We start from the raw sequence: 11,663 nt of genomic DNA on the forward strand, positions 1-11,663 counted from the left end.
CACCGTTCGCTTACTCGGATCTACAAAGGTGGGGCCTTGCGATGGTGCGTCTTTGTGCGGTTATGTTGGTATGTCTGCTTGGGAGCCTGATTTCGGTGCAAGTCGAAGCAGGTACTCACTGGAGCGCGGGATTTCATCGCCTGACGTTTCTTGATCCGCTGGATTTGCAGCCGATGAGCGCGATTGCGTTCTATCCATCGACTGACTCAAAAAAAATCAGCAAAGTCGATGGCTATCAGATTGCTGCCGGTGAAGATGCGACGATCGCCATGGGGCGTTTTCCCCTGCTAATGCTATCCCACGGCAACACCGGTACCCCGTTGGCGCTGCATGACCTGGCAACTTCTCTGGCGCGTAAAGGCTTTGTTGTGGTTGCAGTGATTCACCCTGGTGACAACTATAAGGACCACAGCCGTCTCGGTAGTCTTAGCAATTTATATGGACGGCCATTGCAAATATCCGAAGCCATCAGTGCTGCGCTCATGGACCCCATGCTTTCTGCTTATGTAGATGGGCGGCACGTTGGCGTGATTGGTTACTCCGCCGGTGGTGAAACCGCGTTGATCCTGGCGGGTGCTCAACCTGATCTGCAACGCCTGCGTAAATATTGTGCTGAACGTCCAATGGACCGCGATGCTTGTACGAGGCAGGGCGAGCTGATTGCTGATCGGGACGATTTACGTGCGGAAGCGGACCCACGTGTAGGGGCGCTGATGCTAATGGCGCCATTGAGCTTGATGTTTGGCCGCCATACCTTGGCTGACGTCCATGTACCCGTGCTGCTCTACAGCGGTGACGGGGATCAATTGCTGGCCCTGGACAAAAATGCCGAAGCCCTGGCGCGCAAACTGCCTCAGGCACCGAGTTTCAAGCTGTTGCCCGGGGCAGGGCATTTCGTGTTCCTGGCACCGTGTACGGATGAGCAACAAGTGACTACTCCAGGCCTGTGTACCGATGCCGAAGGTGTTGATCGAGTCGATATTCACCGCAGCCTGAGCGCCGACGCCGTGCGCTTTTTCAGTGACACACTGAGTCAGCCGAGTCCTGCAGGGCTGCAAACGGCGCATCAGGAGTGACGCGTAAGCGGCGAGGGTGATAGCGCTCGTCGCAACTCATAGAAACACTACTTCGAAAGGTCGCAGCAGGCGCTCCAGCACCGGGGTAGCTAACTCTGGTACCAGGCCCGTCTCGGGATCATCTTGCAGTTGGCTGGCGAATGCGTGCGCGGCATGCCGTTTACGGGCCACCGTCGCAGGGTCCAGCAAAATCTTGCGCGCACGTTGCCAAGGGATAAGGTCGTCCTCCGGTTGCGCCCAGTGCCAGGCCCAGATCGGTACTTCGTGGCATCGTGCTCCTGCGGACTCAACCGCTTTAGCAGTCGCGCGGCCCACCGCATCATGGTCGCAATGGCCGTCGTGATCCCATGGGGTGAACACCACGTCAGTTGTGCGCAGATAGCGTCGAATGAAATCGGTGAGTGCGTCCTCCTGTTTAGCGACAGCGTTATCGGTAAAACCGCCACGAATCCATTGCAAACTGTGCAGTGGCAGGTCCAGGCGATGCAGGGCTTCGGCGCTTTCTTGCGGGCGGATCACACGTAAACGCGCCACTGGCCAACTGCTTGACCCAGGGTGACTGGCGCTGCCGTCGGTCACCGAAATCAACTGAAGTGGCCTTCCCAACTGCGCCAGTTGTTGCATCAGGCCGCCAAAGCCCAGCACTTCGTCTATGGGATGAGGCGCAATGATCACGGCGCGAGAACCGGGCGGCACCAGCATGTGGGTGCTGATGACGGGCAGTTCGGCCAAGTGTTTAGAATGTTTCCAGGCATGGCGAGAGGCACCACTGCCCACGATCAGATTTTCGCTCACAGGTTTCACATCCTTGTCGGCGGATGGCCAACGCCTTGACTGCATGCTGGTTGCCCGAGCGCGGCCAGTAGAGGCCGCCCGGGTACAGCGTTCGTCTATGATTGTCAGCGCGTCTGTACGTCCTTGCCCAACGCCTGGCTCATGGTTGCTCTTCGCGTTGCAGTTCGAACAGCAGCAGGGAGCGCCCCGTGATTGTGTATTCCGTGCCGAATGGCAACTCCCCATGGCTATGGTTGTCGGGCTGATTGGTGTCTATCAGGCATGTCCAGGAGATGCCCTCGGGCACTTTGGGTAGTGTGAAATTGACTCCGTCGTGGTGCGCATTGACCACTAACAGCAGCGTGGCGTCCTGGCCGGGGCGACGGATGCCTGAGACTTGTGCGCGGCCGTCCATCAACATGCCAAGGCAGCGACCGTTACCGTCTTCCCATTGTTCAACGGACATCTCAGAGCCGTTTGGAGACAGCCAAGTGACATCCTTCACGCCGATTTCTTCATTGTAATTGCCGACCAGAAAACGACCACGGCGCAGGATCGGATAAGCTTGGCGCAGCTTGATCAGGCGCCGTACGAATTTCAGCAGCGACTTGCCGTCGTCATCCAGTTCCCAGTTGACCCAGCCAATTTCGCTGTCCTGGCAATAGGCGTTGTTATTGCCGTGCTGGGTGCGGGCGAATTCGTCCCCGGCAACCACCATTGGAGTGCCCTGAGCGAACAGGAGTGTAGAGAAGAAATTACGCATCTGCCGCAAGCGTAGCTCGTTGATTTCCGCATTATCGGTGGGGCCTTCGACGCCATGGTTCCAGGACAGGTTGTTGTTGCTGCCGTCCTGATTGTCCTCGTCGTTGTCTTCATTGTGCTTTTCGTTGTAAGACACCAGATCGTGCAGGGTAAAACCGTCGTGGGCGGTGATGAAGTTGACGGACACATAAGGTCGACGCCCGCGTTGGTTGAACATCTCGCCCGAGGCAGTCATGCGGCCAGCGAAGTCGGCCAACTGGCCGTCGTCGCCTTTCCAGAACGCACGTACGGTGTCACGGAACTTGTCGTTCCATTCCACCCAACCAGGTGGAAAGCCACCGACCTGATAACCACCGGGACCACAGTCCCACGGCTCGGCGATCATCTTCACCTGACGCAGCACGGGGTCTTGGCGGCAGGCCACCAGGAAGCTGTGGCGTTCATCAAATCCGTTGTGATAACGGCCAAGAATCGTCGCCAGGTCAAAACGGAAGCCATCGACGTGCATCTCTGTCGCCCAATAACGCAACGAGTCGGTCACCATCTGCAACACGCAGGGGTGGCTGAGGTCGAGGGTGTTACCGGTGCCGGAATCATTGATATAGAGGCGTTTGTCGTCGGGCATCAAACGGTAGTAGGAGGCGTTGTCGATACCGCGCATCGACAGAGTCGGGCCTAGCTCGTTGCCTTCCGCAGTGTGGTTGTAAACCACGTCGAGGATCACTTCAAGGCCGGCATGGTGCATGTGAGCGACCATTTCCTTAAACTCGGCGATCTTATCGTGGGCCAGGTAGCGTGGGTCAGGGGCAAAGAAGGCGATGCTGTTATAGCCCCAATAGTTGGTCATGCCTTTCTGTAGCAGATGCTGGTCATTGACGAACGCGTGAATCGGCAGCAATTCCACCGATGAGACGCCAAGCTTGCGAATGTGCTCGATGACTTCATTGACCATGAGCCCGGAGAAGGTGCCGCGCAACTCCTCAGGCACCGCAGGATGGCGCATGGTGAAGCCACGCACGTGGGTTTCGTAAATGATGGTTCGGTCCCACGGCACACTGACCCTCTGGTCGCGACCCCAAGTATAGGCAGGGTCGATTACCTTACTTTTCGGCACGAAAGGCGCACTGTCACGCTCGTCAAAGCTCAGGTCGCCATCCGGGTGGCCGATGGTGTAACCAAACAGCGACTCAGACCATTTCAGTTTGCCAACCAGTTGTTTGGCATAGGGGTCGATCAGCAGTTTGTTGTGGTTGAAACGATGACCGTTCTGCGGGTCATACGGGCCATACACGCGGTAGCCGTAGATCAGCCCTGGGTGGGCGTCGGGCAGATAACCGTGAAAAATTTCGTCGGTATACTCGGGAAGCTCGATGCGTTCCAGTTCGACTTCGCCAGCGGCATCGAACAGGCACAGCTCAACCTTGGTGGCGTTGGCCGAGAACAGCGCAAAGTTTACGCCCAGACCATCCCAGTTGGCGCCGAGCGGGAAGGGCAGCCCTTCACGGATTCGCGACACAACAGTTTCTGGCTTTACGTCTTCTGGCTTTACGTCACTTTCATGGGCTTTTTGATTAGGGGCGTGTTGAACGTTCTCTTTCGGGGTCTTGGCGTGCGGTGTACTCATATTCATTCCTGACGTCGGATGATTTCTTGAAAGCGGTCAAAGCCGCCACCGCAGCTTAGGGCGCTCCGATGTATGTAGGTCACCTGTTAGAACTACCGCAGTCAATGGCCGGGTTTAAAGCGACTGCTGCGGTAGTACACGTTGCGGCACCCAGGAATATCAGGCCCCAGCGGGCTTGCCCGGCGATTTTGGTTTCTTCGCGGGCGTGGTTTTCGGTGTCGGGGGTGAGGTAGGCTTGGCCGCTGATTTAGAGGCGGCTTTGGGCGCAGCAGGCTTGGCATCGCCCGGACCGTCAACTTTTGGCAGCTTGGGCTTAACCGTCTTGCTCACGTCTTTTTTGTTCGGCGACAACGCCTCGGCCTCGGCCAGTTTGCGGGCCATTTCCCAATGCCGTGCTTCCTGACCGTGAGGTTTACCCTCGGACTCCCAGATTTGATAGGCAAAATCGCGGATTCGTTTTTCGTCGGCACTCATCTCGACACTCCTAGGTATTACGCAGTTTGAATAAACAGGTTTACAGAAAAACTCTTGAGCGCTGCGCTGAGCATCAGCGCGTTGTTAGTTGTAACTACTGTCCCTGAAAAAAGTCCTTTCCAGCAATGATCTGAGCCCTTGAACGGCAACATGACCTGCGTGTCGCCCCAACTGCTCGCATTGATCAATGGAGTTTGGGCAGTGCCTAATAGTTCACTGCTCACTCTGGGGACTACAACGATGGCACGGTGTCCGTCGATAACTCGAGCAAACGCCAAGACCTGATCGGCACACAGACCGACCACGCGCAAAGGAATATAGCTCCCCCGGCTGAAAAGCGCTGAGTGTTCAGCGCGCACATTCAGTACCTTGGTGATCAGGGCTTGTTTGATTCGCCCATCCTGCCAGTTTGCCAACAGTGCATCGGCGTTCAGGGTGTGTTCGAGAGCGTTTACCCGAGCGGCGTAATCCACGGGGCGACGGTTGTCAGGGTCGACCAGGCTGAAGTCCCAGAACTCAGTGCCCTGGTACAGATCAGGTACGCCGGGGACCGTCATGCGCAACAGCGTTTGCGTCAGGCTGTTAAGCGCGCCAGCGGTTGCGATACGGTTCGCAGTGGCGCCGACCGACTGGCGTAAGGCCAGACCCTCCGGTGCCAACAGCACGCGATTGAGAAAGCTCCGGCATGCGTTTTCATAAGGCTCGTTCGGCGCGCTCCAACTGCTCTGCAATTTGGCTTCACGCAGGGCTTTTTCCTGCCATGTCACCAACCGTTCGGCGTAGTCTTCGAATGCGTGCTCGGCTTCCATATTCAGCGGCCAACTGCCGAGCAGCGTCTGATAAAGCATCAACTCATCACCGGCGCTGATGCTGATATCTTCATCCTTGAGGGGGATCGCCAATTGTCGCCAACGCTCAACCTGTTCGGCATACCAGCCCGCGCATTCGCTCAACACTGCCAAGCGGGCGCGGCTGTCTTCGCCGCGCTTGTGGTCATGGGTGGCGGTCGCCAGAAGATTGTCCGGGAACGTCTCGGCGCGGCGGGTACAGGCTTCATGAAAACGGGTGGCCGGGGCACTGAAGTGCTGCGGGTGGAAACCTACGTCATTACGTGAGAGCAGTACCGCCGAGCGGTAGAAGGCGGTGTCTTCCACTGACTTGGCTGCCACGGGCGACGTCAGTTGCTGGAAGCGCACGCAGGCATGGCGATGAATCTTGCGTAAGCGGCCCAGTGGCAGTGCACGCCATGATTGACCCCCGAGCCAGCATTGCAGGTAATCAAGTACAGGCCAGTCGGCTTCGCTGAGGTTGAGTCGGGCACCTTCAAGGGCTTGCTGGAAGAATCGATCGTCTTCGGCCGAGCGTCCGCATGCGCTGATATAGGTGCGGTAAATCGGGAAGTTGACCACCAATGCCAATAACGCTCGACGAATAGCACCGTAGGTCAAATCACGGCTCATCAGGTCGCTACGGGCCACTTGCAGCATGGCTTGAGCAACGCTTTCGAAGTCCCCTGCCAGACTGCCCTGTAACACCAGGTTGCGCGCTTCCAGCACTTCCAGGTTGAAGTCGGCGCTACGTCCACTGAGACGACTCCACAACTCGCCTAGAGGGGCTTCACCTTTGGCGTCGTGCTGCAATAACGACACCTGATTCATGAACTCGTAACCGGTGGTGCCGTCAACGGTCCAATCCTCGGGCAGTTGTTCATCGGGACCGAGAATCTTCTCGACGAAGATGGGCAGGTGACTCAACGGCGCAGCAGGCGGACGCTGAGCCAGCAAGCCTTCTACCCGGCGCCGCAACTTGCGGCAGTAACCGCGCGGGTCGGCCAGCCCATCAATGTGATCAATCCGCAGCCCATCCACCAGACCCTCGCTGATCAGTTCGAAAATTTTGCCGTGGGTGGCTTCGAACACGGTAGGGCGCTCGACGCGCAGTCCGCCAAGTTCGTTGATATCGAAAAAACGCCGCCAATTGATGTCGTCTCCCGCAGTACGCCAACTGGCCAGCCGGTAGTGCTGGCGTTCCAGCAGCTCATGCAGGCGTTCAAAGCCCTCTGGCGTGCGCGAATCGAACTGTTTCAGCCCGTGGTCGATGGCCCGCTGGATACCCGTCTGTTGCGCCAGCGTCGCCAATTCTGCGCGCGCCTGTCGGGCTCGTTCGTACGCTTGCGGGTAGTGATCGAGTACCGCAAAGCGCTGCGCCAGTTCGCTCAGTTCAGGGTCATTGGCCGCGTTGAGCAACGGCGCATAGGTCGCCGGGTTGATGGGAAAGTAATGCTGATAATGCTCGACGTAAAACGCACCCTGCCCGGCATCGAAACGCAGGGGTATTTCGCCCGCCTTAAGTACGGTGCCGTAATCGCTGCTGAGAAAGGGCAGCAATAATTGACCTTCCAGCAATGGGTCCGGGGAGTGCCACTGGATGTCGAAAAAGTCGGCATACGGGCTGCGACGTCCCCATTCCAGAAGGTCGAGCCACCAGGGGTTGTCCGCACCGCCGACCGCCATGTGATTGGACACGATATCGAGGATCAGACCCATGCCCTGCGCACGCAGGGCACTGACCAGGCGCCGCAACGCCGGTTCGCCGCCCAGCTCCGGGTTGATGACGCGCGGATCGACCACGTCGTAGCCGTGCATCGAACCGGCGCGCGCTTTGAGCAGCGGCGAAGCATAGAGGTGACTAATGCCCAGTCTGGCGAAGTAGGGCACCAGCGGCACGGCGTCATCAAGGGTGAAGCCCTTGTGAAATTGCAGGCGCTGTGTGGCTCTCAGTGGTTTGAGTGGAGCGTTCATCGGTCCCGCTCCGCCGCTTCCTGGCGTGCTTGTGCCAGCAATGCCAGGCGTCGGATGGCACTGTCGCCCTCAAGCAGCGTGGCGCAGCCACCGGGTAGACGCCGACGCCAGTTGGGATGGCTATCGATGGTGCCTGGCAGATTGAACTGCTCCTCGACGCCCAGCAGATCCTCCATGGGCAGCAATACAAGCGGGGCACGGGTGTGACCAAGGTAGCGAACGCTGGCATCAATGATTTGATCGCTTTCGCTGAAGTCATCGCGGAAATTGGCTGCATCCTGACTCAAGGCCTGCCGCAGGCCTCGGCGTTCGCGTTGCCGGCTTTCGCGCCAGTTGCGTTCGGTCTGTTCGTCAATATGACCAAGCTTGCTGTTCCAGTCGATATCACGCTCGCGCCACCAGCCCGCAAGGGTGGGCAAATCGTGGGTGCTGGTAATCGCAAGCGCCTGATCGGACCATTGCAGAATGGGTTTGAAGTGGGCGTTGTCTTGTTCAAACAGCAGCACGCGCATGCCAAGAATTGCCCGCGCCGACAATCTGTCGTGCAAGCCGTCCGGAACGGTGCCGAGGTCTTCGCCCAGCACAATGACCTTGTGCCGCCAGGATTCCAGGGTCAACAAGCGCAGCAGGTCGTCGAACGGGTAGTTGAGGTACGCCCCTTCGCTGGGTGGCGAACCTACAGGTACCACCCAGAGCCGTTGCAGGCCCAGGACATGGTCGATGCGCAAGCCTCCGGCGTGGGCCAGGTTGGCTTGGAGCATCTCGATAAATGCGCGAAAGCCGTTGCGTTTCAAGCCATCCGGCGAGAACGCTGAAATGCCCCAACTTTGCCCGGAGCGATTGAGAATGTCGGGCGGAGCGCCAACGCTAAGCGCCGAAAGCAGCTCATCCTGCCGGCTCCAGGCTTGACTGCCGCCACCGTCTGCGCCTACCGCCAGATCGGCGATCAGGCCGACGCGCATTCCACTGCTGCGGGCCGCCACCTGCGCACGCTCCAGACTGCGCGCGATGAGCCATTGGGCAAATGCATGGAAGCTGATTTGCTCCCCATGACATGCGGCGAACTCCGTAATGGCGCCGCTCTGGGGATTTTTGAATTCGTCCGGCCATTCGCGCCAATCCTGACTCATGCCAAGCTTGGGGCATTCGGCCTGCAAGGCTTCGAAGCGGCAATGGTTCTCCAGTGCTTCGCCACCGCAATGGCGGAAGTGGGTGAAGTCGTCATACAGCGGGTGCGCTCCGCTGCAAAAGCTTTTATACAATGCATGCAGTAACGTCCACTTGGCTTGAGCTGCCCTTGGCCAGTCAATTAGTGGCAATGCCTCGAGACGCTCAAGCTCTGCGCCCAGTCCGGTCTCGTTGATGGCCATGCGCAGTGCTTGTTCGCCAAGAATGGTCTCGGGTGATGCATATAACGCATTGAGAAACAACCGGCTGGAAGGTGAGTAAGGGCTGTAGCGCAGGGTGTCGCAGGCAAACATGGCGTGAACCGGGCTGATAGCCAATGCATCGGCACCGCGTTCACCGGCCGCGCGGGCCAGGGCTTCCAGTGCCTGGATGTCGCCAAAACCACCATCGCCCCGACGACGTAGCCCATACAGCTGTACGGTCAGTCCCCAGGCGCGAGGGACGTCAGTGTTGGTCGCCATGGCCATGCTGTAGCAGGTTGCAGGCGCGACGGCCAAGGTCACATGTTGACCGGTAATGCGCAGTTGCTGATACCCCACAGGTGCCACGGCGGGCAGATGGGCTGTATCCGTCAGCGTTGCAGTGACGGTGGTGCCGTCTTCGAGGTTTAACACGAAAGGTGTTTTTGGCGCGAACCATGTCGACAAATCCAGCAGGCTGCCATGATCCAGCGTCAGCAGCGGCGGGACCGCGCTTGGCGTACTGGACTTGTGCAGGCGTTGCAGGCTGATGCAAATATCCTCGGCACTTTCGGCGGGGTAGCCCAGGCCGTCGAGTACCTTGCGTAGCGCCTCAGGGCTGACAGTTTGCAGCCGCCCGTTGGCATCGATCCAATCCACAGACAGCCCGGCCCGGGCAGCCAAAATATGCAGTTGCTCATTACTCATCCTGTTCCTCCAAAACATCAGTCGTTATCAGGCTGACAATGGCCGTGTAGGGGTTGAGGGTTCCCCGCCGGGAAAGTTCGGCCGCCCCAGGCAGGGTTTCATACAAAAGAGTGTCCCGATGAGCTGCGGCCAGCTTGACCGGGCGCTCGCCGAGGTTTAGGTCGATGCGCAAGACACTGCCGTCACCCATACGCCAGCGAGCCGTAAGGGCTCCTTCGTCCAGCACGTGAGTGTCCAGCGCCTGCGCACCTGACAGGCGTGGAATGATTTCGCGATGGCGAATGCTCAACAATTGTTGGTATAGCGCTAGCCAGCGTTGATGATCAATGCCTTTGTCCGTGTTCAGGTGCATTGTCTCGTAGGCGGGGCGCGATGCCTCGAACGTGCTGTGGGCATTTGGGTCGGGGATGCACTCACGCTGCTCTTCATCGGCAAATGCCGGGAAGTCGGCAAACTCGGCGCGACGGCCCTCACGCACGGCATCGGCCAACTCGTCATGGTGGCTGGTGAAAAAAAGGAAGGGTTCACTTGCGGCCCATTCATCGCCCATGAACATCAACGGAATCATGGGCGAGAGCAGGAGCAATACCGTGGCGGCCCGCAATGCGGGACCGGCGCTCAGTTGCGGCAGACGCTCGCCGAAGGCACGGTTGCCAACCTGATCGTGATTCTGCAGGAACAGCACGAAGGCGCTAGGGGGTAAATGCCCACTGGAGTGCCCTCTGCTATTGCCGTGGCGATTACTCTCGCCCTGGTAAACGAAGCCCTGGCTCAAGCAGCGGGCCAGCTTTTGGGTAGGTTCATGGGCGAAGTCGGCGTAGTAGGCATCGCTTTCTCCTGTCAGCAGAACGTGTAAGGCGTTATGACCGTCATCGTTCCACTGCGCATCGAAGGCTTGTTCCAGCAAGCTGGCTTCGTTGAATTCATTTTCCAGTGTCAACCAGACCTGTCGGGACGGGGCAATCTGCTCGCGAACTCGTCGGGCGAAGTCCTGGAGGAAGGTGGGATCATTGATTGCGTGTGCCGCGTCCAGACGCAGACCATCGAAGCGATAGTCGAGTAACCACATCAAGGCGTTATCAATGAAAAAGTCGCGCACTTCCTCGCGTAGGAAGTCGATGGCTGGGCCCCAAGGGGTTTTCACATCATCGCGGAAAAAGCCTTTGGCATACTGGCCCAGGTAATTGCCATCCGGCCCGAAGTGGTTGTAGACCACGTCAAGTATCACCATCAGGCCATAACCGTGCGCGGCGTCGATCAAGTGTTTGAGCTGGTCGGGTTTGCCGTAGGTCGATTGCGGTGCATAAGGCAACACACCGTCGTAGCCCCAGTTACGCCCGCCAGGAAACTGTGCCAGGGGCATCAACTCAATCGCGGTAACACCCAGTGCCGCCAAACGGGGTAAATGTTTTTCGACTTCGGCGTAGCCACCCAGTACCCCCACGTGCAGTTCATAAATAACAGCTTCCCGCCACGGCCGTCCTAGCCAATCAGTGTGCAACCAGCAATAGGCCAAAGGATCGACGACAACGCTGGCGGAATGCACATCGGACACCTGGGCACGGGAAGCTGGATCAGGGACTTTCATTTCTCCATCGATGTTGTAGTAATAGCGACTGCCCGCAGAGCAGCGAGTCTCCAACACAAACCAGCCATTGTCCTGCGGCAACATGGTCAGCGACTGCCCGCTTTCGAACTCGACACTGACGTAATAGGCATCCGGTGCCCAGAGGGCAAACCGGGTGTGTTCAGGGTCCAGTAATACGGCGCCGTGGCGCCAGTTTTTATCCGTGCGCAGAGGCATCCGTTAACCCCTTTAATAGTGAACAGAAGCACCAACATTTTTTTTCAGCAGGTCTTGGTACAGATCGGCGTAAGGCTCCACGGCCTTATGCCAATTGAACGGAGCGGCCATGGCGCGGCAACGCATGGCATTGAGCAGCTCAGGATTGGCGAAGACCTTGATCGCCCGCGTCAGCGCTTCGGCGTAGCTTTCCACAGTCGATTCTTCGAACAGAAAACCAGTCACGCCATCTTCAATGGTGTCGGCCAACCCCCCTGTTTTACGGGCCACCGG

7 protein-coding genes and 1 pseudogene are annotated in these 11,663 nt (G+C 58.3%); 1 reads left to right on the top strand and 7 read right to left on the bottom strand.

All coding sequences use genetic code 11. The features are described 5' to 3' along the window. The first annotated feature begins 41 nt into the window (after nt 1–41). Complete coding sequence (locus QN399_RS08065; RefSeq protein WP_322179193.1) at nt 42–1,076, top strand: dienelactone hydrolase; 1,035 nt, start codon at nt 42–44, stop codon at nt 1,074–1,076. 36 nt (nt 1,077–1,112) lie between these two features. Here the strand turns inward: QN399_RS08065 and QN399_RS08070 are convergent, their stop codons facing one another. The 7 genes and pseudogenes from QN399_RS08070 to QN399_RS08100 all read right to left on the bottom strand — a co-directional run. Then, the gene (locus tag QN399_RS08070; RefSeq protein WP_322179194.1) at nt 1,113–1,871 is read right to left on the bottom strand and encodes a PIG-L family deacetylase; all 759 of its coding nucleotides are present in this window, start codon (nt 1,869–1,871) and stop codon (nt 1,113–1,115) included. A gap of 139 nt (nt 1,872–2,010) precedes the next feature. After that, nucleotides 2,011–4,236: a glycogen debranching protein GlgX gene (gene glgX / locus QN399_RS08075; RefSeq protein ID WP_322179195.1), complete on the bottom strand. Its 2,226-nt coding sequence runs from the start codon at nt 4,234–4,236 to the stop codon at nt 2,011–2,013. Nucleotides 4,237–4,395: 159 nt separating this feature from the next. Next, the gene (locus QN399_RS08080) at nt 4,396–4,710 is read right to left on the bottom strand and encodes a DUF2934 domain-containing protein (protein ID WP_322179196.1); all 315 of its coding nucleotides are present in this window, start codon (nt 4,708–4,710) and stop codon (nt 4,396–4,398) included. A gap of 17 nt (nt 4,711–4,727) precedes the next feature. Beyond that, entirely contained in the window at nt 4,728–7,511 is a 2,784-nt protein-coding gene (locus QN399_RS08085) for a malto-oligosyltrehalose synthase (protein ID WP_322179197.1), read from the bottom strand. Beyond that, nucleotides 7,508–9,586 carry a 4-alpha-glucanotransferase gene (gene malQ / locus QN399_RS08090; protein WP_323565791.1) on the bottom strand — a complete coding sequence of 693 codons (2,079 nt, stop codon included), beginning with the start codon at nt 9,584–9,586 and terminating at the stop codon, nt 7,508–7,510. Before malQ ends, QN399_RS08085 begins: the two co-directional genes overlap by 4 nt. After that, the gene (treZ, locus tag QN399_RS08095) at nt 9,579–11,390 is read right to left on the bottom strand and encodes a malto-oligosyltrehalose trehalohydrolase (protein WP_322179199.1); all 1,812 of its coding nucleotides are present in this window, start codon (nt 11,388–11,390) and stop codon (nt 9,579–9,581) included. The genes malQ and treZ overlap by 8 nt, the downstream gene beginning before the upstream one ends. Before the next feature lie 12 nt (nt 11,391–11,402). Then, nucleotides 11,403–11,663: pseudogene (locus QN399_RS08100) on the bottom strand (starch synthase); the annotation flags it as partial.

Origin of the sequence: Pseudomonas sp. 10C3, assembly GCF_036346185.1 — a bacterium.
In the GTDB taxonomy this organism is placed as follows: Bacteria; Pseudomonadota; Gammaproteobacteria; order Pseudomonadales; family Pseudomonadaceae; genus Aquipseudomonas.

What these genes read in the sequence shown, in the direction of transcription:
- QN399_RS08065 (WP_322179193.1), top strand. Translation starts at nt 42, where the DNA reads ATGGTGCGTCTTTGTGCGGTTATGTTGGTATGTCTGCTTGGGAGCCTG.
- glgX (WP_322179195.1), bottom strand. Translation starts at nt 4,236, where the DNA reads ATGAGTACACCGCACGCCAAGACCCCGAAAGAGAACGTTCAACACGCC.
- QN399_RS08080 (WP_322179196.1), bottom strand. Translation starts at nt 4,710, where the DNA reads ATGAGTGCCGACGAAAAACGAATCCGCGATTTTGCCTATCAAATCTGG.
- QN399_RS08085 (WP_322179197.1), bottom strand. Translation starts at nt 7,511, where the DNA reads ATGAACGCTCCACTCAAACCACTGAGAGCCACACAGCGCCTGCAATTT.
- malQ (WP_323565791.1), bottom strand. Translation starts at nt 9,586, where the DNA reads ATGAGTAATGAGCAACTGCATATTTTGGCTGCCCGGGCCGGGCTGTCT.
- treZ (WP_322179199.1), bottom strand. Translation starts at nt 11,390, where the DNA reads ATGCCTCTGCGCACGGATAAAAACTGGCGCCACGGCGCCGTATTACTG.